17 protein-coding genes are annotated in these 24,111 nt (G+C 65.0%); 9 read left to right on the forward strand and 8 right to left on the reverse strand.

Annotation, left to right across the window (positions count from 1 at the left end; translation table 11 throughout):
- Positions 1-20: 20 nt before the first annotated feature.
- Together KSS93_RS16295 and KSS93_RS16300 are read right to left on the reverse strand one after the other, a co-directional pair.
- Entirely contained in the window at positions 21-842 is an 822-nt protein-coding gene (locus tag KSS93_RS16295) for an aldo/keto reductase (RefSeq protein ID WP_217885021.1), read from the reverse strand.
- Positions 830-1,735, reverse strand: coding sequence for a LysR family transcriptional regulator (locus KSS93_RS16300; protein ID WP_217843438.1), 906 nt, complete (start codon positions 1,733-1,735; stop codon positions 830-832). The genes KSS93_RS16295 and KSS93_RS16300 overlap by 13 nt, the downstream gene beginning before the upstream one ends.
- Positions 1,736-1,855: 120 nt before the next feature.
- On the opposite strand from KSS93_RS16300, the gene KSS93_RS16305 reads away from it, so the two are divergent.
- The 3 genes from KSS93_RS16305 to KSS93_RS16315 all read left to right on the forward strand — a co-directional run bounded on the left by KSS93_RS16305 (position 1,856) and on the right by KSS93_RS16315 (position 4,823).
- Positions 1,856-2,554 (forward strand): CoA transferase subunit A, encoded by a 699-nt coding sequence (locus KSS93_RS16305; RefSeq protein ID WP_217885022.1) that lies wholly within the window; start codon positions 1,856-1,858, stop codon positions 2,552-2,554.
- Positions 2,555-2,591: 37 nt separating this feature from the next.
- Positions 2,592-3,248, forward strand: a complete 657-nt coding sequence (locus KSS93_RS16310) for a CoA transferase subunit B (RefSeq protein ID WP_217885023.1) — start codon at positions 2,592-2,594, stop codon at positions 3,246-3,248.
- 156 nt (positions 3,249-3,404) lie between these two features.
- Positions 3,405-4,823 carry a short-chain fatty acid transporter gene (locus KSS93_RS16315; protein WP_217843441.1) on the forward strand — a complete coding sequence of 473 codons (1,419 nt, stop codon included), beginning with the start codon at positions 3,405-3,407 and terminating at the stop codon, positions 4,821-4,823.
- Positions 4,824-5,763: 940 nt separating this feature from the next.
- On the opposite strand, the gene mobA is transcribed toward KSS93_RS16315, so the two are convergent.
- The 3 genes from mobA to KSS93_RS16330 all read right to left on the reverse strand — a co-directional run bounded on the left by mobA (position 5,764) and on the right by KSS93_RS16330 (position 10,704).
- Positions 5,764-6,339, reverse strand: coding sequence for a molybdenum cofactor guanylyltransferase MobA (gene mobA, locus KSS93_RS16320; protein ID WP_217885024.1), 576 nt, complete (start codon positions 6,337-6,339; stop codon positions 5,764-5,766).
- A 61-nt stretch (positions 6,340-6,400) separates the two neighbouring features.
- The gene (locus tag KSS93_RS16325) at positions 6,401-9,523 is read right to left on the reverse strand and encodes a multidrug efflux RND transporter permease subunit (protein ID WP_217885025.1); all 3,123 of its coding nucleotides are present in this window, start codon (positions 9,521-9,523) and stop codon (positions 6,401-6,403) included.
- An 11-nt stretch (positions 9,524-9,534) separates the two neighbouring features.
- Entirely contained in the window at positions 9,535-10,704 is a 1,170-nt protein-coding gene (locus KSS93_RS16330; protein WP_217885026.1) for an efflux RND transporter periplasmic adaptor subunit, read from the reverse strand.
- A gap of 189 nt (positions 10,705-10,893) precedes the next feature.
- Here KSS93_RS16330 and KSS93_RS16335 point away from each other — a divergent pair, with 189 nt between their 5' ends.
- The 5 genes from KSS93_RS16335 (at position 10,894) to yiaY (ending at position 16,733) form a co-directional block, all read left to right on the forward strand.
- Entirely contained in the window at positions 10,894-11,595 is a 702-nt protein-coding gene (locus KSS93_RS16335; RefSeq protein WP_217885027.1) for a response regulator, read from the forward strand.
- A gap of 6 nt (positions 11,596-11,601) precedes the next feature.
- Complete coding sequence (locus KSS93_RS16340) at positions 11,602-12,903, forward strand: ATP-binding protein (RefSeq protein WP_217885028.1); 1,302 nt, start codon at positions 11,602-11,604, stop codon at positions 12,901-12,903.
- 125 nt (positions 12,904-13,028) lie between these two features.
- On the forward strand, positions 13,029-13,466 hold the full coding sequence (locus KSS93_RS16345) for a PACE efflux transporter (RefSeq protein ID WP_217885029.1): 438 nt from the start codon (positions 13,029-13,031) through the stop codon (positions 13,464-13,466).
- 183 nt (positions 13,467-13,649) lie between these two features.
- Complete coding sequence (gene ilvA / locus KSS93_RS16350) at positions 13,650-15,209, forward strand: threonine ammonia-lyase, biosynthetic (protein WP_217885030.1); 1,560 nt, start codon at positions 13,650-13,652, stop codon at positions 15,207-15,209.
- Positions 15,210-15,584: 375 nt separating this feature from the next.
- Entirely contained in the window at positions 15,585-16,733 is a 1,149-nt protein-coding gene (gene yiaY, locus KSS93_RS16355) for an L-threonine dehydrogenase (protein WP_217885031.1), read from the forward strand.
- Between the two features lie 189 nt (positions 16,734-16,922).
- On the opposite strand, the gene KSS93_RS16360 is transcribed toward yiaY, so the two are convergent.
- The 3 genes from KSS93_RS16360 to KSS93_RS16370 form a co-directional block, all read right to left on the reverse strand.
- Positions 16,923-18,119, reverse strand: coding sequence for a DUF8534 domain-containing protein (locus tag KSS93_RS16360; protein ID WP_217885032.1), 1,197 nt, complete (start codon positions 18,117-18,119; stop codon positions 16,923-16,925).
- A gap of 64 nt (positions 18,120-18,183) precedes the next feature.
- Positions 18,184-18,651 carry a VOC family protein gene (locus KSS93_RS16365; protein ID WP_217885033.1) on the reverse strand — a complete coding sequence of 156 codons (468 nt, stop codon included), beginning with the start codon at positions 18,649-18,651 and terminating at the stop codon, positions 18,184-18,186.
- 1,446 nt (positions 18,652-20,097) lie between these two features.
- Complete coding sequence (locus KSS93_RS16370; RefSeq protein WP_217885034.1) at positions 20,098-21,717, reverse strand: NADP-dependent glyceraldehyde-3-phosphate dehydrogenase; 1,620 nt, start codon at positions 21,715-21,717, stop codon at positions 20,098-20,100.
- A gap of 139 nt (positions 21,718-21,856) precedes the next feature.
- Between KSS93_RS16370 and KSS93_RS16375 the strand changes: the two genes are divergently transcribed.
- Entirely contained in the window at positions 21,857-24,100 is a 2,244-nt protein-coding gene (locus tag KSS93_RS16375) for a putative bifunctional diguanylate cyclase/phosphodiesterase (RefSeq protein WP_217885035.1), read from the forward strand.
- Positions 24,101-24,111: the final 11 nt, after the last annotated feature.

A 24,111-nucleotide genomic window follows, 5' to 3' on the forward strand; every position in this document is an offset into this window, starting at 1 on the left:
TTTTTGGCCTTATTCTGCCTTCAGACCATCGCCAGGCGCTGCTTGCGCGTCGGCGCCGGGAACGCGTGGTCAATCGCCTGCAGGTCGGCGTCGCTCAGTACCAGCCCGGCGGCTTGGGCGTTGAGCCGCACATGCTCGGGGCTCACCGCCTTGGGTATGGCAATCACCCCCGCGCCACGGGTCACCCAGGCCAGGCTTACCTGGGCCGGCGTGGCGCCATGGCGCTCGGCGATTTGCGTCAGCACCGGGTGGTGCAACAAGCGCCCGGCCTGGGCCAGGGGGCAGTAGGCCATGGTCGGCATGGGCTGCTTGCGGCTCCAGGGCAGCAGGTCGAACTCGATGCCGCGCTCGGCCGGGTTGTACAGCACCTGGTTGGTGGCGCAGGCGGGGTTGCCCAGCTCGCGCATGTCGTCCAGGTCGAAGTTGGACACCCCCCAGCGGCGAATCTTGCCTTGCTCGATCAAGCGCTCGAAGGCTTCGACGGTTTCTTCCAGCGGGTACTGCCCGCGCCAGTGCAGCAGGTACAGGTCGATGCAGTCGGTCCCCAGGCGCTGCAGGCTGCGCTCGCAGGCCGCTGGCACCCCACGCCGGCTGGCGTTGTGCGGGTACACCTTGCTGACCAGGAACACCTGCTCGCGGCGCCCGGCGATGGCCTGGCCGACCACCTGTTCGGCGCCGCCCTCGGCGTACATTTCGGCCGTATCGATGAGTGTCAGGCCCAGCTCGATGCCCTGTTGCAGGGCGGCCACTTCAGCCGCTTTGCGGCCGGGGTCCTCGCCCATGTACCAGGTGCCCTGGCCGATGGTCGGTACCGGGGTGCCCGCCAGATTCACGTAACGCATGTCACCTCCTGTGGATGGGTGTGCTTGAGCAACACGTCGAGCAGCGCTTCGGCCGCCTTCGACAGTTTGTGGTCGGCCAGGGCGATCACCCCGATGCGCCGCTCCACGCTGGGTTCTATCAGTGGTACGCAGCAGGCGCCGAGCTCTTGCATCTGCTCGATGCACAGCGCCGGCACCGCGCTCACCCCCAGGCCACTGGCGACCATGCGCCCGACCGTGGACAACTGGTGGCTTTCAAAGGCCACCGCCAGCTTGCCGTGGTCAGCCGCCACCTGCTGCTCCAGCAGCAGGCGCACCGCCGAAGGCCGTTGCAGGGCGACGAAGTCCTGGGCCAGCAGCTCTTGCCAGCGCACCTGGGGTTGCCGGGCCAGGGGCGAGCTTGCCGGCACCACGGCGACGAAACGGTCCATGTACAACGGGTGAAAGTGCAGGGCCGCGTTGCTGTCGGGCTCGAAGCCGATGCCCAGTTCGACGCGGCGGTGGCGCACCAGTTCCAGCACCTGTTCGTTGATCACGTCGTGCACGGTGACGTTGACCTTGGGGTAGCGCTGGCGAAACACCTTGAGCGCATCGGGCAACAGGTTGCCGGCGTAGGAGGGCATGGCCGCCACCGACACCCGCCCCAGTTGCAGGGTGAAGCGCTGGCGCAGCATTTCTTCGGTGTCGTCCCAGTCGCCCAGCAGGCGCCGGGCCAGGGGCAGCAGCACTTCGCCCTCGGGGGTCAGGCTGACGCTGCGGGTGGTGCGGGTCAGCAGGGCGCCGCCGAGGTTGTCCTCGAGCGCCTTGATGGTCAGGCTCAGGGCCGGTTGCGACACATGCAGGTGCTCGCCGGCCTGGGCGAAGCTCTGGTACTTGGCTACGGTGACAAAGGCACGCAGCTGCTTGACGTTCATGACGGGCTCGCGATTTGTTTTGTAAAAGTTATCAATCGATGACGAAAACAAAATTAACAAATCAGTCGGCTGCGGTGAAGATGACCGTACGGTTCCAACAACTATAAAAGGCGACTGAGCATGGCCGGACTGGACAAGCGTGTAGCAACCTACGAAGAGGCCCTGGCAGGCCTGACCGACGACATGACGGTACTGGCCGGTGGTTTTGGCCTGTGCGGCATCCCCGAAAACCTCATTGCCGAAATCAAGCGCCGCGGCGTCAAGGGCCTGACCGTGGTTTCCAACAACTGCGGCGTCGATGGCTTTGGCCTGGGCGTGCTGCTGGAAGACCGGCAGATCCGCAAGATGGTCGCCTCGTACGTAGGCGAAAACGCCGAATTCGAACGCCAGTTGCTCAGCGGCGAACTGGAAGTCGAGCTCACCCCGCAGGGCACCCTGGCGGAAAAAATGCGTGCCGGCGGTGCCGGTATTCCGGCCTTCTACACCGCCACCGGCTATGGAACCCCGGTTGCCGAGGGCAAGGAAGTACGCGAATTCAAGGGCCGCAAGTACATCCTCGAAGAGTCGATTACCGGCGACTTCGCCATCGTCAAGGGCTGGAAGGCCGACCACTACGGCAACGTGGTTTACCGCAATACCGCGCAAAACTTCAACCCGCTGGCCGCCACCGCCGGCAAGATCACCGTGGTCGAGGTTGAAGAAATCGTCGAGCCCGGCGTGCTGCTGCCCAGCGAGATCCACACCCCGGGCATCTTCGTCGACCGGGTGATTGTCGGCACCTTCGAAAAACGCATCGAAAAGCGCACCGTCAAGGCCTGAGCGCCGCCTCCCGAAGAACAACAAAGAGACCCAGACCATGGCACTGACCCGCGAACAGATGGCGCAACGCGTCGCCCGTGAACTCAAGGATGGCTACTACGTCAACCTTGGTATCGGCATCCCCACCCTGGTGGCCAACTACGTGCCGGCCGACATGGACGTGATGCTGCAATCGGAAAACGGCCTGCTTGGCATGGGCGAGTTCCCCACCGAAAGCACCCTCGACCCCGACATGATCAACGCAGGTAAGCAGACCGTCACCGCCAGGCGCGGCGCGTCGATCTTCGACTCGGCGCAGTCGTTTGCCATGATCCGTGGCGGCCACGTCGACCTCACCGTGCTGGGCGCCTTCGAGGTGGACGTGCAGGGCAACATCGCCTCATGGATGATCCCCGGCAAGCTGGTCAAGGGCATGGGCGGCGCCATGGACCTGGTGGCCGGTGCCGAGAACATCATCGTCACCATGACCCATGCCTCCAAGGACGGCGAATCCAAGCTGCTGAGCCAGTGCAGCCTGCCGCTGACCGGTGCCGGCTGCATCCGCAAGGTGCTGACGGACCTTGCCTACCTCGAGATCGACAACGGCGCGTTCATCCTGCGTGAGACCGCGCCGGGGGTGAGTGTCGAAGAGATCATCGCCAAGACCGCCGGCAAGCTGATCGTGGCGGACGATGTGAAGGAAATGATTTTTTAATCTAGCAGTGCCCCCTGTAGGAGCGGGCTTGCCCGCGATGGTGATCGATCAGGCAGCGGTATTGCCTGAACTGACGCTATCGCGGGCAAGCCCGCTCCTACAGGTATTTGCGTCGCTTCAGAACTGACCAATAAAACCAATAAAAGGAAGACTCACGTGGCCGCTGATATTCAAGACAGCCGCTCCGCCCGCTTTGCCCTGCGCTGCTCCAACTGGGCCGAACGCTGGTTCCCCGATTCCTGGGTGTTTGCCGCGCTGGCGGTGGTGCTGGTATGCCTGGGCGCCCTGGCCATGGGCGCCAAACCTACCGACACGGCCAAGGCTTTCGGTGACGGCTTCTGGAGCCTGATCCCGTTCACCATGCAAATGGCCTTCGTGGTCATTGGCGGTTATGTGGTGGCCAGTTCGCCACCCGCCGCGAAGCTGATCGACCGCCTGGCGCGCATCCCGAAAAACGGCCGTTCGGCGGTGTGCTGGGTGGCGCTGATCTCGATGCTCGCCTCGCTGCTCAACTGGGGCCTGTCGCTGGTGTTCGGCGGCCTGCTGGTGCGCGCCCTGGCACGGCGTACCGATTTGAAGATGGACTACCGCGCCGCCGGTGCCGCCGCCTACCTGGGGTTGGGTGCGGTGTGGGCGCTGGGGCTGTCGTCGTCGGCTGCGCAGTTGCAGGCCAACCCGGCCAGCCTGCCGCCGTCGATCCTGTCGATCACCGGGGTGATCCCGTTCACCCAGACCATTTTTCTCTGGCAGTCGGGGGTGATGCTGGCGGCTTTGGTGGTGGTTTCGCTGGTGGTTGCCTACGCCACCGCGCCAGGCCCCAACAGCGCGCGCAGCGCTGAAGACTGCGGCGTCGACCCCAGCTTCACCGCGCCACCGGCACCACAGCGCACCCGCCCGGGCGAGTGGCTTGAGCACAGCCCGATCCTGATCCTGCTGCTGGTGGCCCTGGCTGCCGGGTGGTTGTACCAGGAATTCGCCACCAAGCCTGCGATCACCGCGATCTCCGGGCTGAACACCTACAACCTGCTGTTCATCATGCTCGGTGCCTTGCTGCACTGGCGCCCGCGCAGCTTCCTCGACGCCGTGGCCCGGGCGGTACCGACCACCACGGGCGTGTTGATCCAGTTCCCGCTGTATGGCTCGATTGCGGCGATTCTGACCCAGGTCAAAGGCGCCGACGCCGAGACCCTGGCCCACCACATTTCGCTGTTCTTCACCCAGATTGCCACCCATGACACCTATGCGTTGCTGATGGGGGTGTACTCGGCGGTGCTGGGCTTCTTCATTCCGTCCGGTGGTGGCAAGTGGATCATCGAAGCCCCTTACGTGATGCTGGTGGCCAATGACCTGAAGTACCACCTGGGGTGGGCGGTGCAGATCTACAACGCGGCCGAGGCCTTGCCTAACCTGATCAACCCGTTTTACATGCTGCCGCTGCTGGGGGTGTTGGGGCTCAAGGCGCGGGATTTGATTGGTTTCTCGTTTGTGCAGTTGCTGGTGCATGTGCCGTTGGTGCTGGTGTTGCTTTGGGCGTTGGGGACGACCTTGGAGTATGTTGCGCCTGTGATGCCTTGATGGGGGGGCTGGCTGGCTGCGTTGGGATGGTTCGAGTTGGTTTGAGTTGGTTTTGGAAGTTGTATGCGCATTCATTATTTGTATTGACGCTTATTCACCTTTCCGCCCTTACGGCGGGTAACTTTTTGAAGGATCAAAAAGTCACCAAAAAATCCTCGCTCCATTCATACGGCCCCCTGCGCTGCGCTCCGGGGGTACCCTCACTCCGGGCTTGCTCCGGGGGTACGCGCCGACGGGCCGTCCCTGGCCCGATCGGCGCTCGACCGGCATCCATGCCGGTCGCCCCCCTACGCAATCCCTGCGTTCGGCCTCCTGAAGTCGCGAAGTTAGTGGCGGCGCCTGGGCTGGCGCAGCTAACCGCTAGTTGCATTTGTGGGACCTCAGGATTGCAATCGCCGGCAAGCCGGCTCCTACAGGGTTACGCGTTATCCAGAATCAATGCGTTATCCAAAATTAACTCGTTATCCGGAATTAACGAGATATCCAGAAAAACGCGTTCCACTGTAGGAGCCGGCTTGCCGGCGATAGGGCCCGAACAAAAAACACATCAATAACAACTAAAGCAATATCTCTGCTCTTGATCTGGCTCTTGATCTGGCTCTTGATCTTGCTTCTAAGCGCGCGGTAGTCCAGACAACACAAATCGCGACTTCAGGAGGCCGAGTGTAGGGATTGCGTAGGAGGGCGACCGGCATGGATGCCGGTCGAGCGCCGATCGGGCCAGGGACGGCCCGTCGGCGCGTACCTCCGGAGCAAGCCCGGAGCGAGGGAACCCCCGGAGCGCAGCGTAGGGGGCCGGATGATGGGAGCAGGGATTTTTTGGTGACTTTTTGATCCTTCAAAAAGTTACCCGCCGTAAGGGCGTAAAGGTGACGAAAAGCCTCTATCGTCAACGAATGCGCATACATCTCCCAAAGCAATCACCCTAAAGCCCTGAACACTAACCCCCAAGCCACTCCGGACTATTGAAATTCCCCAACCGCAAATCCCCCTCAGCACATTCCAACCCCTGCACCGGCCCCGCCAGCAAAGCCTTCTGCAAACTCCGCTCCCCCCCGCCCCAGGCCTGCTCCAGCAAAGGCAAGACCCGCCGCGGCACCACGCTGAACATCGGCTGCCAATACCCCCCCTGGCGCACCATCGCCGCACTGTCATGCTCACAGGCCAACGCCAGCAACCCCTCGACCAGCGCCTGGTCCACCAACGGCGCATCGCAGGCCAGCATCACCACCCAGTCATGCCGGGCCACTTTCAGCCCGGCGATAACCCCGGCCAGCGGCCCCGGGTAGTCCGCCTCGGCATCGCTCACCAACTGGTCGGCATAGGCGCCATACGCCTCAAGGTTGCGATTGCAGGAAATCACCACATCGTCCGACAACCCGCGCACCGCCCGCAGCACATGGGCCACCAGCGGTTCGCCGCGCCAGGGCACCAGGCCCTTGTCGCGCCCGCCCATGCGCATGCCGCGCCCGCCAGCGAGGATGAGGATGGAGCAGGGGGGCAGGGGGGCAGGCATGAAAAAGGGTTCCGGGCAGTCAATGCCGGGAACCCTCTCATTCAACGACGCCGCTGTCCAGTCAGCTATCGCTGGCCAGGTTCTCGGCTTGTTGCCTCTGGCGCCGCCCGGCCAGCTTCATCACCACCACGAAGAACACCGGCACGAACACCACGGCAATGGTCGCGCTGAGCATGCCGCCGATCACCCCCGTGCCAATGGCCTGCTGGCTGGCCGAACTGGCGCCGCTGGCGATGGCCAGCGGCACCACGCCGAGGATGAACGCCAGCGAAGTCATGACGATCGGCCGCAGGCGCAGGCGCGCAGCCTGGATGGCCGCTGCAGTGGCGTCCATGCCGTCATCGACCAGCGCCTTGGCGAACTCGATGATAAGGATGGCGTTCTTCGCCGACAGGCCGATCAGGGTGATCAGGCCGACCTTGAAGAACACATCGTTGGGCAGCCCGCGCAGGGTCACCGCCAGCACCGCGCCCAGCACTCCCAACGGCACCACCAGCAGCACCGCAGTGGGGATCGACCAGCTTTCGTACAGCGCCGCCAGGCACAGGAACACCACCAGCAGCGACAGCGCCATCAACAGCGGCGCCTGGCTGCCGGACAGGCGCTCCTGCAACGACAAACCGGTCCATTCAAGGCCCGCACCGCCTGGCAATTGCGCCACCAGGCGCTCGACCTCGGCCATCGCCTCGCCCGAGCTGTAGCCGGCCGCCGGCTCGCCAGAGATCGACACCGCCGGGTAGCCGTTGTAGCGGGTGAGCTGCACCGGGCCCGACTGCCATTGGGCGCTGACGAAGGCGCCCAGCGGTACCATCTTGCCGCTGGCGTTGCGCACGTGGATCTTCAACAGGTCCTCGACCTGGCTGCGCCGCTCGCCCTCGGCCTGCACCACCACCCGCTGCATGCGCCCCTGGTTGGGGAAGTCGTTGACGTAGTTGGAGCCAACTGCCGTGTCCAGCACCGCGCCAATGTCGGCGAACGACACGCCCAGCGCATTGGCCTGGCGGCGGTCGACCTCCAGCACCACCTGCGGGCTTTCGGCCAGCGAGGCTTCGCGCACGTTGACCAGCACCTTGCTGTTGCGCGCCTGTTCGAGCAACTGGTCGCGGGCCTGCATCAGCGCGCTGTAGCCCATGCCGCCACGGTCCTGCAGGCGGAACTCAAAACCGGTGGACTCGCCCAGGCCGTCCACCGGGGGCGGCAAAACGGCAAAGGCGATGGCGTCCTTGAGCCCGCTGAACGCCAGGTTGGCGCGGTCGGCGATGGCCTGGGCGCTGTCGTCGGCGCCGCGCTCGGCCCAGTCCTTCAGCGTGGTGAACGCCAGGGCGGCATTCTGCCCGCTGCCGGAAAAACTGAAGCCCAGGATCAGCGTGGTGTTGGCAACGCTGGCCTCATCACTGTTATGCGCCTCGATCTGCCGTGCCACCTCGATGGTGCGCGCCTGGCTGGCGCCCGGCGGCAGCTGGATATCGGTGATGGTATAGCCCTGGTCCTCGGTGGGCAGAAACGCCGTGGGCAACTGGCTGAAACCGTAACCCAGCACACCCAGCAGCGCCGCGTACAGCAGCAGGTAGCGGCCGCTGCGGGCCAGGGCATGGCCGACCCAGCGCTGGTAGCCGTCGCTCATGCGCTCGAAACCACGGTTGAACGCGCCAAAGAAGCCTTTACGCCCGTGCTGCTCGCCCTTGGCCACCGGCTTGAGCAGGGTGGCGCACAAGGCCGGGGTCAGGCTCAGGGCGAGAAACGCCGAGAACAGGATCGACACCGCCATCGACACCGAGAACTGCTGGTAGATGACGCCCACCGAGCCCTTCATGAACGCCATCGGCAGGAACACCGCCACCAGCACCAGGGTGATGCCGATGATCGCCCCGCTGATCTGGCCCATGGCCTTGCGCGTCGCCTGCTTGGGTGGCAGGCCCTCTTCGGCCATGATCCGCTCGACGTTCTCCACCACCACGATGGCATCGTCCACCAGAATGCCGATGGCCAGCACCATGCCGAACAGGGTCAGCACGTTGACCGAAAAGCCCAGCGCGCTCATCACCGCCAGGGTGCCCATCAGTGCCACGGGCACCACCAGGGTGGGGATCAGGGTGTAGCGAAGGTTCTGCAAGAACAGGAACATCACCGCAAACACCAGCACCATGGCCTCCAGCAGGGTGTTGATCACCTGCTGGATCGACACCTTGACGAACGGCGAGGTGTCGTAGGGGATGTCGATGCGCACGCCTTCGGGGAAGTAGTGCGACAACTCGTTGAGCTTGGCCTTGACCAGGGCTGCGGTTTGCATGGCGTTGGCCCCGGGCGACAGCTTGACGCTGAAGGCGCTGGTGGCCTTGCCGTTGAGGCGGGTGCCGTACTGGTAGTCCTGGGCGCCGACCTCGACCCGCGCCACATCACCGACGGTCACGCTGGAGCCATCGGCATTGGCCCGCAGCACGATGGCGGCGAACTCCTCAGGGGTGCTCAGCTGGCCCTTGACCACCACGTTGGCGGTGATCTCCTGGGTGGGCCGGGCCGGCAGGTCGCCGATGCTGCCCGGCGCCACCTGGGCGTTCTGCGCGGCAATCGCCACGGCCACATCGTTGGGGGTCAGGTTGAAGCCCACAAGCCTGGCCGGGTCGATCCAGATACGCATGGCCCGTTCCGAGCCATACAGCTGGGCCTTGCCCACGCCCTTGACCCGGCGTATCTCGTTCATCACGTTGCGCGCGAGGATATCCGACAGGGCGATCTCGTCCAGGCGGCCATCCTCGGAGGTGAGGGTGGCCAGCAGCAGAAAGCCGGTGGACACCTTCTCCACCTGCAAGCCCTGCTGGGTGACGGCGCGCGGCAGGCGCGACTCGACCACTTTCAGGCGGTTTTGCACATCGACCTGGGCCAGGTCCGGGTTGGTGCCCGGCTGGAAGCTGGCGGTGATGGTAGCGCTGCCAAGGCTGCTCTGCGACTCGAAGTACAAAAGGTTGTCGGCGCCATTGAGCTCCTGCTCGATGATGCTCACCACACTTTCGTCCAGGGTCGCCGCCGAGGCGCCCGGGTACACGGCGTAGATCTCCACCTGCGGCGGCGCCACGTCGGGGTACTGGGCCACCGGCAACTGCGGGATCGACAGCCCGCCAAGCAGCAGGATGAACAACGCGACCACCCAGGCGAACACCGGGCGCTCGATGAAAAATTGCGGCATGTATCAGGCCCTCACTGGCCGTGGCGGGCGACCGAGGCGCCCGGTTGTTCGTCGACCTGCACCGGGTCGCCGGCCTTGACGTGCTGCAGGCCCTCGACCACCACCCGCTCACCGGCGGCAAGGCCCTCGCTGACCACCCAACGGTTGCCCTGGGCACTGCCCAACTGGACCTGGCGCTCGGCCACCCGCTGCTTGGCGTCGACCACCAGCACCTTGGGTACCCCGGCGCTGTCGCGCAGGATGGCCCGTTGCGGCACGCTCAGGCCCTTGGGCTGCACGGCCTGGGCCAGGCGCACGCGCACGTAGCTGCCCGGCAGCAGGTCGAGGTCGGGGTTGGGGAACTCGCTGCGCAGGGTGATCTGGTTGGTGCTCGGGTCGACGCTGATGTCCGAGAACAGCAGCTTGCCGGGCAGCGGGTAGGCGCTGCCGTCGTCCTGCACCAGGGTGGCCTGCAACTGGCCATCGCCGGCCTGTTGCAACTCGCCGGCACGGATGGCCCGGCGCAAGGCATGGAACTCTCGGGTCGACTGGCTGACGTCGGCGTGGATCGGGTCCAGTTGCTGGATGGTCGCCAACGGCGTGGTTTCGTTCTGGCCAACCAGCGCGCCTTCGGTCACCAGCGCGCGGCCGATGCGCCCGGCAATCGGGGCGGTGACGGTGGCGTAGCCCAGGTTCAGGCGGGCACGTTCGAGCGCGGCCTTGGCCTCGGCCACGGCCGCGTCGGCTTGAAGGAACGCGGCTCGGGCGTTGTCGTATTCCTGGCGGCTGACGGCCTTGTCGTCCACCAGCTCGCGGTAGCGCTGCTCTTGCAGGCGCGCCTGGTACAAGGTGGCCTGGGCCTTGGCCAAGGTGGCGCGGGCGCTGTCGAGGTCGGCCTTGAACGGCGCCGGGTCGATCAAGAACAGCACATCGCCTTGCTTGACGTCGCTACCTTCGCGGTACACCCGCTTGAGCACCACGCCGGCCACCCGTGCGCGCACCTCGGCGGTGCGCGGGGCGAGCAGGCGGCCACTGAGCTCGGTGCTGATGGCCAGCGGTTGCAGTTGCAGGGTTTCTACCCGCACCTGGGCCGGGGGTTGTTGTTCTGCCTGCTCGGCGGCATCGTCGCAGGCGGCCAGGGGCAGGGTGATCAACGCCACCAGCGCCACACGGCGCAGGTGAGGGGGGAGTGTGAAAGGCATGCGGATCTTCCGATGATGACCGGGCGTATGCTACGGCAGGCGGCCCCTTGAGGGCTGTTAGCAGCTGTAGGATGTGTGTGAAAAAGTGTTAAGGGCAAGCCTTCGGGCCTGCAGGATTCTATATCCTTTCAACCCTGTGCCAGCCCCATCGCGGCGCATGGCCTCCCATCAACCCTTTGTGTTGCCCCTATGCCCAATATCCTCCTGGTCGAAGATGACAGCGCGCTGTCCGAACTGATCGCCAGCTACCTGCAACGCAATGACTTCCACGTTCGGGTGATCGCCCGTGGCGACCATGTACTGGATGCCTTTCGTCAGGACAAACCGGACCTGGTGATCCTCGACCTGATGCTGCCCGGGCTCGACGGCCTGCAGGTGTGCCGCCTGCTGCGCCAGGCCTCGCAGGGCCTGCCGATTCTCATGCTGACCGCGCGTGACGACAGCCACGACCAGGTGCTGGGGCTGGAGATGGGTGCCGACGACTACGTGACCAAACCCTGCGAGCCGCGGGTGCTGCTGGCCCGGGTGCGCACCCTGCTGCGCAGGAGCAGCATCAACGAGCCGCGCCTGGACACCGCGTTGATCCAGGTGGGCGGGCTGCGCATCGACCTGGCCGAGCGGGTGGTCAGCTGGCGCGGCGAGGAAGTGGAGCTGTCTAGTGGCGAGTACAACCTGCTGGTGGTGCTGGCGCGCAATGCCGGCGAAGTGCTGAGCCGCGACCGCATCCTGCAGCAGTTGCGCGGCATCGAGTTCAACGGCACCGACCGTTCGGTGGATGTGGCCATTTCCAAGCTGCGGCGCAAGTTCGACGACCACGCAGGCGAAGCGCGCAAGATCAAGACCGTGTGGGGCAAGGGCTACCTGTTCAGCCGTCTCGAGTGGGAGTTCTGAGCGGCCATGCTGAAGATCCTGGTACGCCTTTACCTGGTGATCATCGTCGCCTATGCCGGGGCTTTGCTGTTGATCCCCGACGCCATTGTCGGGGCGTTTCACGAGCGCTTCATGAACTACAACCTCGGCCAGGCCAAGGGCGTTCAGTCGCTGATCGTGCGCCAGTTCCGCCAGGCGCCCAGGGAGCAGTGGCCCGCAGTGGAGCAGGAGCTGGCAGCAACCTTCGCGCCCCTTGAGGTACGCCTGCTGCCTATGGCCGATGCCGATTTGCAGCCAGAAGAGCGCGCGCGGCTGGAACATGGCCTGTACGTGGTGCGTATCGCCGACTGGGGCTACTACGAAACCGTCCTGGCGCCGTTGGGCGACGGCTTGCTGGTGCGCCTGCATTCACCGCCCGACCCGCTGGACATCAACCTGCTGTCGTGGGGCGTGACGGTATTGATCGGCGCGGCCATGCTCGGCTGCCTGCTGCTTTGGGTGTGGCCGCACTGGCGCGACCTGGAGCGCCTGAAGGAGACCGCGCGGCGCCTGGGCCAAGGTAACATGGCCGAGCGCACGCAGATTTCGCCGCGCTCGAACATCGGCGAGCTGGCCGGGGTGTTCGACACCATGGCCGGCGACCTGGAGCGCCATGTCAACCAGCAGCGCGAGCTGCTCAATGCGGTGTCCCATGAACTGCGCACACCGCTCACCCGCCTGGATTTCGGCCTGGTGCTGCTGTACGACGAGGTGCCCCAGGCGGCCCGCAAGCGCCTGCTGGAGCTGGTGGGGCATGTACGCGAGCTGGATGAGCTGGTACTCGAGCTGCTGTCCTACAGCCGCCTGGAAAACGCCGAGCAGGGCCGCGAGCGGGTCGAGGTGTCGTTACTGGAGCTGGTCGACAGCGTGCTCGGTGCTTTTGCCGAGGAGCTGGACAGCCGCGGCATCCAGTGGGAGGTGCGCTGCGAGCGCGAGCTGCCGCGCTTTGTCCTCGACCCCCGGCTGACCGCCCGTGCAGTGCAGAACCTGGTGCGTAACGCCATGCGCTATTGCGACCAGAGCCTGCTGCTGCGCCTGGGGCTGGAGGAGGACGGCGCCTGCCTGCTGACGGTGGAGGACGATGGGATCGGCATCCCGGCAGAGGAACGCGAACGCATCTTCCAGCCGTTCTACCGGCTGGACCGCAGCCGTGACCGCAACACCGGCGGCTTTGGTCTGGGGCTTGCAATCAGCCGGCGGGCCATCGAGGGGCAGGGCGGCACCTTGAGCGTGGCGCAGTCGGCGCTGGGCGGGGCGCAGTTCAGAATTCGTTTGCCTGCAGGTGGGTAGGTAGCTTGCACCGGCCTCATGGCCGGCAAGCCGGCTCCTGCAGGGGGCGCAACAAGGCAACTTCGGACTTTCTCTTGGCACGCGCTTCGCGTAATTTTGCAGGCCGTTCTACCCAGGAGCTGCACATGCAAGGCAAGGCCCGCAAAGTCGTCCAGGCCATCCTCTACGAAACCATCGCCGTGGCCTGCGTGGCGCCGGCCCTGGAGCTGGCGTTCGGCGCCGGCATGGGGCAGTCGACGGTGCTGTCGATACTGATGTCGGCCATCGCCATGAGCTGGAACATGGCCTTCAACTGGGCCTTCGAGCGCTGGGAGGCGCGCCAGCAGCAGCGCAGCCGCACCTTCCTGCGCCGCCTGCTGCACGCGCTGGGCTTCGAGGGCGGGCTGGTGCTGATTTTGCTGCCGCTGGTGGCCGGGTGGCTGGGGATCAGCCTGTGGGCGGCGCTGGTCACCAACCTTGCGCTGTTCGTGTTCTTCTTCGTCTACGCCTTCGTGTTCCAGTGGGGCTTCGACAAGGTGTTCGATGTGCCGCTGTCGGCGCAGGAAGCCAGCAAAGGGTGTTGACTTCCTACAAGAGCGCAGGATAACTTCCCGGCCTATGAACACATTCCCGCACGTTAACGTCGCCATTATTATTACCGCCATTATCGGTTTGGCGGGCTAGCGCGTACGTGCACCGAACCCGCCCTGGAGGCGGGTTTCTTCTCTCTGACTCCTGGGCAAAACGACGAAAACCAGGAGTCATCGATGACCAGTCTGAGCCACCCGCGTACCGCCACCACGCCCCAGCAACTGCTGTCCGAGCAGGTGCGGCGCATTTTGTCTGCGCCGGTGTACGACCTGGCCATCGAAACCCCGCTACAGCCGGCCCCGGCGCTGTCTGCCGCCCTCGGCAACCCGGTGCTGCTCAAGCGCGAAGACCTGCAACCGACCTTCTCGTTCAAGATCCGCGGCGCCTATACCCTCCTGTCGCGGCTGAGCAGCGCCCAGCGCGAGCGCGGGGTAATCACCGCCTCAGCCGGCAACCACGCCCAGGGCGTCGCCCTGGCGGCGCGGCACTTAGGTATTTGCGCCACCATCGTCATGCCCACCACCACGCCCTCGCTCAAGGTCGAGGGCGTGCGTTCGCGTGGCGGCAACGTGGTGCTGCACGGCGAGAGCTTCCCGCATGCCTTGGCCCATGCGCTGGCCCTGGCCGACCGCGACGGCGCCACGTTCGTGCCGCCTTACGACGACCCGGACGTGATCTCGGGGCAGGGCACCGTGGCCATGGAAATCCTGCGCCAGCACCCAGGCCCGTTGCACGCGATCTTCGTGCCGGTGGGCGGCGGCGGCCTGGTGGCCGGCATCGCAGCCTACGTGAAGTACCTGCGCCCGGAGGTGAAGGTAATCGGCGTTGAGCCAGAAGACTCAAACTGCCTGCAGGCCGCCATGGCTGCCGGCGAACGGGTGATCCTGCCGCAGGTCGGCACCTTCGCCGACGGCGTGGCGGTTGCGCAGGTCGGCGCGCATTGCTTCGAGCTGTGCCGGCATTTTGTCGACGAGGTGATCACCGTCAGCAGTGACGAGCTGTGCGCGGCAATCAAGGACATCTACGACGACACCCGCTCGATCACCGAACCATCCGGTGCACTGGCGGTGGCCGGGATCAAGAAGTACGTGGCCCGCGAGGGCGTGCAGGGCCAGGCCATGGTGGCCATCGACTCCGGTGCCAACGTCAACTTCGACCGCCTGCGCCATGTGGCCGAGCGCGCCGAACTGGGCGAGCAGCGCGAGGCGATCATCGCCGTGACCATCCCCGAGCAGCCGGGCAGTTTTCGCGCCTTCTGCCAGGCCCTGGGCAAGCGCCAGATCACCGAGTTCAACTACCGCTACTACCCGGGCAAGGAGGCACGGCTGTTCGTCGGTGTGCAGACCCACCCGCAGCACGACCCGCGCGGCCGGTTGCTGGCCAGCCTGGGCGAACAGGGCTACCAGGTGCTGGACCTGACCGACAACGAGCTGGCCAAGCTGCACGTGCGCCACACCGTGGGCGGGCACGCAGCGCCGGGGGCCAACGAGCGGGTGCTGCGCTTCGAATTCCCCGAGCGCCCTGGCGCGCTGCTGGGCTTTCTCGAGCGGCTGGGCAAGCGTTGGAACATCAGCCTGTTCCATTACCGCAACCACGGCGCGGCCGAGGCACGGGTGTTCGCCGCGCTGGAGGTGCCGGACGACGAGTTGGCCGGGCTGCCCCAGGCGCTGCAAGCGATGGGCTACCGCTACTGGGACGAAACCGACAACCCGGCCTACCGCCTGTTCCTGGGCTGACACGTACCCTGTAGCCGGCTTGCCGGCTCTCATAGAACAAACTACAAGCTACTGATTTAACACGGTTCCTGTGGGAAACGGCCTTGTGTCGCGATGGGCCGCGAAGCGGCCCCAAGATCTCAGCTTTATGCAAAAAATGCCGGGGCTGCTGTGCAGCCCATCGCGACACAAGGCCGCTTCCCACAACGGCCGCGGCGCATCTGCGAGACTAGTTCTCTGCGCGACAGCGCAGCCCAAAAGGGCTGGGTGATCTCCTACAATTACGGCGCCTGACCCGGGCCCCGTTACCCGCAGGTAAGTTGTCCTGGATCAATGCCCTGCGGCCATTTGCGGCACATGCTCGAAGGCATACCGACAGCCTGAGAGGACCCGCCCATGAGCAGCACCTTCTTCATTCCCGCCGTCAACATCATGGGCATCGACTGCCTGGACGAGGCGATGACGGCGATTGCCGGCTACGGCTTGCGCAAGGCGCTGATCGTCACCGACCAGGGCCTGGCCCGGGCCGGGGTGGCCGAGCGCATCGCCGGCTTGCTTGCCGCGCGTGATATCGATTCGGTGGTGTTCGACGGCGCCAAGCCCAACCCGAGCATCGCCAACGTCGAGGCGGGCCTGGCCATGCTCAAGGCGCACCGGTGCGACTGCGTGGTCTCGCTGGGTGGCGGCTCGCCGCATGACTGCGCCAAGGGCATCGCCCTGTGCGCCACCAACGGCGGGCATATCAGCGACTACGAAGGCGTCGACCGTTCGGCCAAGCCGCAGCTGCCGCTGATTGCCATCAATACTACCGCCGGCACCGCCAGCGAGATGACCCGCTTCTGCATCATCACCGACGAGGTGCGCCACGTGAAAATGGCCATCGTCGATCGCAACGTCACGCCGATATTGTCGGTCAACGACCCGGCGCTGATGGTGGGCATGCCCAAGTCGCTGACCGCCGCCACCGGCATGGACGCTCTGACCCATGCCATCGAAGCCTATGTTTCGACCGCCGCCACGCCGATTACCGATGCCTGTGCGCTCAAGGCCATCAGCCTGATCAGTGCCAACCTGCGCCAGGCGGTGGCCGACGGCAACGACCTGCAGGCGCGGGAGAACATGGCCTATGCGCAGTTCCTGGCCGGCATGGCGTTCAACAATGCCTCGCTGGGTTACGTGCACGCCATGGCCCACCAGTTGGGCGGCTACTACGACTTGCCCCACGGGGTGTGCAACGCGGTGCTGCTGCCCCATGTGCAGCGCTTCAATGCTCGAGGCAGCGCGGCGCGCCTGCGCGATGTGGCCAAGGCCATGGGCGTGAAGGTGTGCGCACTGGATGCCGAGCAGGGCGCTGGGGCGGCGATTTCGGCCATCGAGCACCTGGCCGTGGCGGTGGGCATTCCGGCAGGGTTGGCCGAGCTTGGGGCGAAGGTTGAAGACGTGCCGGTGCTGGCGGCCAATGCGCTGAAGGACGCCTGCGGCCTGACCAACCCGCGGGTCGCCAGCCAGGCGGAGATCGAGGCGATTTTCAAGGCTGCGTTCTGAGGCCGAAGCTTATGCGATCCCTTTAGGCGATCACCCAGCCCTGTGGGAAGCGGCCTTGTGTCGCGATGGGCTGCGTAGCAGCCCCGGCAATTTCGCATGATGCAAAAATCCTGGGGCTGCTGCGCAGCCCATCGCGGCACAAGGCCGCTTCCCACGGGGATCGCGCGGGCTTTTAGCTCCGCGAGGCTATCAACGCTCGCGCATGAAGAACCCGGCCACATACTTGCGGAAGGTCTCCAGGCTCTTGAAGTCGGCGTAGCGCTTGAAGTTCTCGGTTTCAGGTTCTGGCCCGATCGGCTGCTCCAGCAGCGACACCGACAGCACCCGGTCACCGTCGGATGTGAGCACCAGTTCGTCCATCACCTGGCCCCCGATCACCGGGCGGCGCATCAGCACCTTCACGCCTTTGCCGGCCATCCAGTCGATCAGCGACACCAACGCCTTGAGCGGTTCGCGCTCCTCGTCGCGGTACACCGGGAACAGGTGCGCGCGCGACAGCACCGGCACGCTGGCCACATGGATCAGTTCATAGAAATGGCTGCCGGCGGTGGCTGGCGAGTACAGCGCCAGGGCCAGCAAGGGGCCTGCGGTGCGGTTGCCGCCCCAGTACTGGTGGTGGCCCTGGAAGTCGAAACCGTCATCGCCCCGGGCGGTCAGCACCTTGCGCCCCTTGACCTGCTCGATGCAGTCGAGCAACAGGCCGTGGCGGCGGTGGTTGCCGAACACCGTGGCATCGCGCAGGCGGGACTTGAGCATCATCATGTGCTTCATGTCCAGGCGGGTTTCCAGGTAATTGCTGGCCGGCACCCGCTCCAGCAGCGGGTAGCGGCCGGCCACACCGCGCAGTTCGGCAAACTGGGCAGTGAGGTCCTTTTTCAGGTGGGTGGCGTAGACATTCAGTCCGCTGGCCTCGATCCAGGTCAGCAGCAGCGACAGCAGGCGCTGCTGGTCGCGGCGCTCGCCAGGGTCGCGGCTGCCGGTGGCGGCGGTTTCGCCTTCGTTGGGGCGGCGGTAGTCGCCGATCAGGCGCAGCGGCGCATCGGGGGCCAGCCATGCGGCGGGTTGGGTAACCTCGGTGCTGCGCTCGCCGGCTTCGCGTTCATCCTTGCTGAACGGGCAGCCCGGGGCGTGCTCGGGAGTTTCGGGGTTGTTACGCAGGAACAGCGTGCCGGTATTGCCGTTGAGCGAGATATTCAGCACCGGCAAGGCGTCCTTGCGGCAATCACAGGCCAGCCACTGGTTGGCGCCGCGCACCTTCATCAGCCACTGGTTGGCCTGCAGCAGGCGCGGGCCGGCCAGGGCGCCGGTGGCGAAGGCGGCCAGCAGTTCTTCCTCGGCCGGCGTCAGGCTGCGCACCTGTACGCCGGATTTTTCGATGATACGCATTGAGAAGCAGCTCCAAGCTACGAGCTGCAAGCTTCAAGCAAAGTGCGGCGGCTTTCAACCTTGCTCAGCTGCCGGCGAACATCTTCGCGGCGCGGGCGCGGATTTCGTCCGGGGTCAGGTCCTCCTTGTGGGTGGAGACGAACCACAGATTGTTGAACGGGTCCTTCAGGGCGCCGCTGCGGTCGCCGTAGAACTGGTCCTTCGGTTCACTGACCTGCGTGGCGCCGGCGGCGAGGGCCTGGGCGTAGACCTTGTCGCAGTCCTCGACGTACAGGTGCAGGCCGACGCTGGGGTGCTCGATGCTCTGGCTGGCCTTCAGGCTGCCTTCCATGTCGCAGGGGTCGCCGAGCATCAACGAGGAGTCGCCGATTCTCAATTCTGCGTGGCCGACGCGCCCGTCAGGGCCCTCGAGGCGGAACATTTCAGAGGCGCCGAAGGCTTTCTTGTAGAACTCGATGGCCTGGGCAGCATCGCGGATGCCCAGATAGGGGGTAATGCTGTGCTGGCCTTCGGGGATGGGTTTGGCTGACATGGTGGTTTCTCCGCTTCACGGGTGGGGCTGCTTGATGAATCAGAGTCGTCCAGGCGCCGGGAAAATCGACGCAAGTGTTAGAACGATTACCTATATGGATGCGGGTTGGCTGTGCTTTGGGCGCAGTTCCCGTCGAGTTCGACGGCCAGAGCGCCGGCGCCACGCAGCCACTGGCAACACCTGGCGTTGATTGGCGAAGGCGGCGCCTCAAGTGTGCTGCTCGAGGGCAGGCCGAACCGGGGGTGAGCATGCACAGACAATTCGCCAGCAGATCCGTGACGTGATCAAGGCCGAGGTAATGAACAACGAGCCTGACGCCTTGCCGGACGGCGTCAATGATTCTGCGCGCTGTGGCTGCTTCATGCAGGCGGCGCGGCGGCTGAATCTCAAGCCGGTAGCGCCGTGCAAGCGCCTGGCGGTTGGGGCGGTTGGGGCGGCGTTTGCGGAACGTTGGGATTAGTTTGAGGGGGGATTGTGATGTATGTTGTTGAACTGTTGAACTGTTGAACTGTTGAACTGTTGAACTGTTGAACTGTTGAACTGTTGAGCCGTGATTGGTTGATTAGTTGGTTTGAAATTTGTATGTGCATTCATTATTTGTAGTGACGCTTATTCACCTTTCCGCCCTTACGGCGGCTCACTTTTTGAGGGATCAAAAAGTAAGCAAAAAATCCTCGCTCCATTCATACGGCCCCTGCGCTTCGCTCCGGGATTCCCTCACTCCGGGCTTGCTCCGGGGGTACGCGCCGACGGGCCGTCCCTGGCCCGATCGGCGCTCGACCGGCATCCATGCCGGTCGCCCCCCTACGCAATCCCTGCGTTCGGCCTCCTGAGGTCGCGAAGTTAGGGGCGGCGCCTGCACTGGCGCAGCTAACCGCTAGTTGCATTTGTGGGAACTCAGGATTTAATCGCGGGGCAAGCCCGCTCCCACGCTTGAGTTTGGTACGCACAACTAACGTGGGAGCGGGCTTGCCCCGCGATTGCGTCAGAACAAACATCACATCAATAACAATCAAACCAACATCCCAGCTCTTGATCTGGCTCTTGATCTGGCTCTTGATCTTGCTTCTAAGCGCGCGGTAGTTCAGACAACACAAATCGCGACTTCAGGAGGCCGAGCGCAGGGATTGCGTAGGAGGGCGACCGGCATGGATGCCGGTCGAGCGCCGATCGGGCCAGGGACGGCCCGTCGGCGCGTCCCTCCGGAGCAAGCCCGGAGCGAGGGAACCCCCGAAGCGCAGCGTAGGGGGCCGGATGATGGGAGCCAGCGTTTTTTGGTTACTTTTTGTCGCGTTTGACAAAAAGTGACCCGCCGTAAGGGCGGAAAGGTGACGAAAAGCGAATATCGTCAATGAATGCGCATACATCTCCCAAAGCAATAACCATAATCCCCGAACCCGAACCCGAACCCGAACCCGAACCCGAACCCGAACCCAAACCCCAAAATCAGAATATGTAATCCGTAGTCAAAAAACTCGACTGCCGATTACGAATAATCTCGCTGATCAACTCCTTGTTCGCCTCCTGGAACCGCGTAGCCACCAACGTGCGAATCGAAAACACCCGCAAAGCGTCATGCACCGACAAGGTCCCCTCGGCGCTGTTCTTGCGCCCGTTGAACGGGTAGGTGTCAGGCCCACGCTGGCACTGGGCGTTGAGGTTGATGCGCCCGACCTGGTTGGCGAACGTATCCACCAGCGCCCCCACCGTCTCTGGGTCATTCCCGAACAGGCTCAACTGCTGCCCGTAATCGGAGTCGAGCACGTAGTCGATCACTGTCTGCAGGTCGCGGTAGGGCACCACCGGCACTACCGGCCCGAACTGCTCCTCGTGGTAGACCCGCATGTCGCGGTTCACCGGGTACAGCAGTGCCGGGTAGAAGAACGAACCACGGCTCTGGCCGCCGCCTTCGTTCAACACCTGGGCGCCATGCGCCAGTGCATCTGCCACCAAGCCCTCGAGGTAGTCCAATTTGCCGGGCTCGGGCAGCGGCGTCAGCGCCACCCCGGCTTCCCACGGCATGCCCGGCTTCAACGCGGCGAGCTTGCGCTGGAACTTGTCGAGAAATGCCTCGACCACATCCTCGTGCACGAACAGGATCTTCAGCGCGGTGCAGCGCTGGCCGTTGAACGACAGCGCGCCGGTGACGGCTTCTTGCACCGCGTTGTCCAGGTCGACCTGGGGCAGTACGATGCCGGGGTTCTTGGCGTCCAGGCCCAGGGCTGCGCGCAGGCGGTGCGGGCGCGGGTGGAGCTTTTTAAGGTCGCTGGCGGCCTTGTGGGTGCCGATGAAGGCGAACACATCGACCTTGCCGCTGGCCATCAGCGCGCTGACCGTTTCGCGGCCACGGCCATAGATCACGTTGATCACCCCGGCCGGGAAGCTGTCGCGAAACGCCTCGAGCAACGGGCGGATCAGCAGCACACCGAACTTGGCCGGCTTGAACACCACGGTGTTGCCCATGATCAGCGCCGGAATCAACGTGGTGAAGGTTTCGTTGAGCGGGTAGTTGTACGGGCCCATGCACAACGCCACACCCAAGGGCGCACGGCGGATCTGGCCGAGGGTGCCCTGTTCCAGCTCGAAGCGGCTCGAACGCCGGTCCAGGTCCTTCAGGGCATTGATGGTGTCGACAATGTAGTCGCAGGTGCGGTCGAACTCCTTTTCGGAGTCCTGGAGGTTCTTGCCGATTTCCCACATCAGCAGCTTGACCACCGCGGTGCGTTGCTCGCGCATGCGCGCCAGGAAGGCCTCGACATGCTGGATACGCTCGGCCACGCGCATCGTCGGCCAGGCGCCGCGGCCCTTGTCGTAGGCCTGCACCGCGGCATCCAGCGCCTGCAGGGCGGTGTCGGCATCCAGCAGCGGTGCGCTGCCCAGGATCACCTGGCGTTCACCCTCAGCGTCCTTCAACCACACCGGGCTGCGTACCGTGGCCAAAGGGCCGTCCCAATGCCTGAGCTCACCGGCCACCAGGTAGTCGCGTTGCTCCAGCGGCTCACCCAGGCGCCAGGCCTCGGGAATGTCGGAAGGGGCGGGAAACAGCGAGTCGAGCAGACGGTCCATGAATACTGCACCTCTTGTGTTTGGCTGGGTGAAACGCTTCAGCTTCGGAGCATGCGCCCTGCGCTGGAAAAACACCAGTCTGGCTCAACATTGCCCTGGCTGCGCCGATACAGTGTGAATCGCCCCCGATCACAGGCTTATGACCAGCAGCATTTTCCCTCCTGTCGACGAACCGACACCGGCGTCGGGCGCTTTGCGCCGTGCGTTCAACCGCTTGCTGCCGGTGGCTTTTGCCGTGGTCGGCATCGGTTTGGCGACGGCGCTCGGTCACCTGGATGCACAGCGTGCGCAGAGCGAAGCGCAGGCCAACCTGGCGGCGCGGCTTTCGGGAATGCGCGCGGCACTCGAAGCGCAGTTGCGTGCGGCGTTCGCCGAGGCCGAAGGCATTGCCCAACTGATCGGCACCGACGGCAGCATCAGCGTGCCGCATTTTCAGGGCATGGCCCGCGACGCGCTGGCCTCGGTACCCTTCATGCGCAACATCGCCATGGCGCCGGCCGACGTGATCCACGACGTGTACCCGCTGGAGGGCAACGAGCGCATCATCGGCCTGGATTACCGCCGTCTGCCCGAGCAACTGCCGTTGTTGCAGTCGGCGCGCGAGCGCGGCGAGCCGGTACTGGCCGGCCCGTTGCAGTTGTACCAGGGCGGCCGCGCACTGGTTTACCGGCGCCCGGTGTTCGTCACCGGCAAGCGCGGGGTGAGCTTCTACTGGGGCAATGTCTCGGTGGTAGCCGATATCGACCGCCTGTTGCTGGCAGCCGGCCTGCAACCGGATGCCGACCTCGAACTGGCGGTGCGTGGCAGCGATGGCAAGGGCGCCGATGGCGAGCTGATCTGGGGCGATGCGCGGTTGTTCGACGCCCCCCAGGTGAAGCTCAGCGTGGAGGTGCCAGGCGGCTTTTGGCAACTGGTGGCCGCACCGCGCGGCGGTTGGGCGGCGCTGAACCTGTTCGCTTCGCCACTGTTCTGGGTGGCGTTAGGTTGCACCGGCCTGTTCAACCTGTTCGTCGCCCAGCTCAGTCGCAAGCAGCGCCTGCTGCAGCTGCGTAACGCCGAGCTACGCCAGTCACAGGCCCAGCTGGAGCGCCTGGCGCACTACGACACCATCACCGGGCTGCCCAACCGGGTGCTGTTCCAGCAGCAACTGGGCGAGGCGATCCGCAACGGCCATGGCCTGGCGGTGCTGATGCTGGATATCGACGGTTTCAAGCAGGTCAATGACAGCCTTGGCCACCCCATGGGCGACCTGCTGCTGCAACAGGCCACCGCACGCTTTTTACAGGAGCTGGACACCCAGGACCGGGTTTGCCGCCTTGGGGGCGACGAGTTCGTGTTCATGTTGCAGGGCACCCAAGGCCAGGTGAGCCACCAGGTACGCGCCTTGCTGCGCTGCCTGCAGCGGCCGTTCGACCTTAACGGCAATGCGGGCCTGGTGACCGGCAGCATCGGCCTGGCCTGGTCGCCGCAACACGGCGAAGACGCCGACAGCCTGCTGCGCCATGCCGACACCGCTATGTATGCGGCCAAGGAAAGCGGGCGCAACGCCTGGCGCCCTTACCACCCTGACATGACCGAACGGCTGCATCAGCGCCTGGAGCTTGAACGCAACCTGCGCCGCGCCCTGGAATACAACGAATTCGAGCTGTGGTACCAACCCAAGCTGGACCTGTTCAGCGGCCGCCTTGAGGGCGTCGAAGCGCTGTTGCGCTGGCGCGACCCGGAGCATGGCCTGGTGTCGCCCGGCGAGTTCATCCCGCTGGCCGAGCGCACCGGGCTGATCATCCCGCTGGGCGAGCGGGTGCTGGAGCTGGCTTGCGCCCAGCTTGCGCAGTGGCGCGCTGCCGATGCGCTGCCAGGCCCCATGGCGATCAACGTGGCAGCCCTGCAGATCGAGCGCAGCGACTATGTCACCAGCCTGGCTTGCGCCCTGGAGCTGCATGGCCTGCCGGCCAGCCTGCTCGAGGTGGAAATCACCGAGAGCCTGCTGATGGAAAGCCAGCAGCAGGCGTGCGGTGTACTGGCGCAGTTGCAGGCCATGGGGGTGGCCACTGCAGTGGACGACTTCGGCACCGGCTACTCGTCGCTGGCTTACCTGCGCGCCTTGCCCATCGACCACCTGAAGATCGACCGGGCGTTCATCAAGGACTTGCCCGGTGACGACGATGCCGTCGCCATTGCCCGGGCAATCATCGACCTGGGGCATGCCCTGGGCTTTCGCATCACCGCCGAAGGCATCGAAACCCAGGAGCAGTACGACTTTTTGCGCAACGCCGGTTGCGACCAGGGGCAGGGTTACTTGCTCGGGCGGCCGATGCCGGCAGAGGCGTTGCGCCACTGGCTGGCAGAGCATCACAACCCGCAGCGCCCGGCGGCGCATTAGCCGCCGGGCTG

Origin of the sequence: Pseudomonas xanthosomatis (assembly GCF_019139835.1) — a bacterium.
Classification (GTDB): domain Bacteria; phylum Pseudomonadota; class Gammaproteobacteria; order Pseudomonadales; family Pseudomonadaceae; genus Aquipseudomonas; species Aquipseudomonas fakonensis.